At 60.1% G+C, this 594-nt stretch carries 1 protein-coding gene; it reads left to right on the top strand.

Features of this window, described 5'->3' with window-relative positions; genetic code table 11:
- Nucleotides 1-47: 47 nt before the first annotated feature.
- Nucleotides 48-594, top strand: a 547-nt coding sequence (locus A7X77_RS31745) for an FG-GAP-like repeat-containing protein (RefSeq protein WP_197486938.1), incomplete at its 3' end; no start/stop codon positions are given.

Here is a 594-nt window from a genome sequence, read left to right as displayed (position 1 = left end):
GCGCGGCCAGCTTTACCCAAGTGCAGTCAATAGACCCTGGCAGAGGCATGAGTGGCGTCTCGTCCGCTCGGGGGTTTGTGGCCGCTGACTACAACGGCGACGGATATTCGGACCTGTTCATTCCCCGCGGGGACACGGGCAACCAAGGCGACGTGCCTCTCGTGTTCATCAATGATGGAGCCGGCAATTTCGTCGCGAAACCGCAGGTGCTGCCTGCGGAGGCGGCACCGCGCGCAACAGTCGGCGATGTTGACGGCGATGGCGATCTGGACATTGTTTATGGGGCAACCGGTGACACCGTTCCCGGTGACGGAGCCGTCCTCTTGAATGACGGGAACGGCAATTTCATGGTGGGCCAGAGCAGTTTCGAGGTTTCGGCGATTAAACTTGGTGACGCTGACGGCGATGGTGACCTCGACGCGGTCGTCCTCTCGGATGGGCTTGCGCTATGGAAAAATGACGGCGCGGGCAACTTCCAATTCCACCACACGGTGATGCCTGGTGCAAACGGCCCATATGTTGTGACGGACTTCGACGGAGACGGCGATCTCGACCTGACCTGTTCGGCCAACGATCGTGTGCAAAGCATGGTCA

Source organism: Rhizobium bangladeshense (assembly GCF_001662075.1).
Classification (GTDB): Bacteria; Pseudomonadota; Alphaproteobacteria; order Rhizobiales; family Rhizobiaceae; genus Rhizobium; species Rhizobium bangladeshense_B.
Note: the sequence above shows the minus strand (reverse complement) of the source record. Positions and strands in the feature narration are given on the sequence as shown.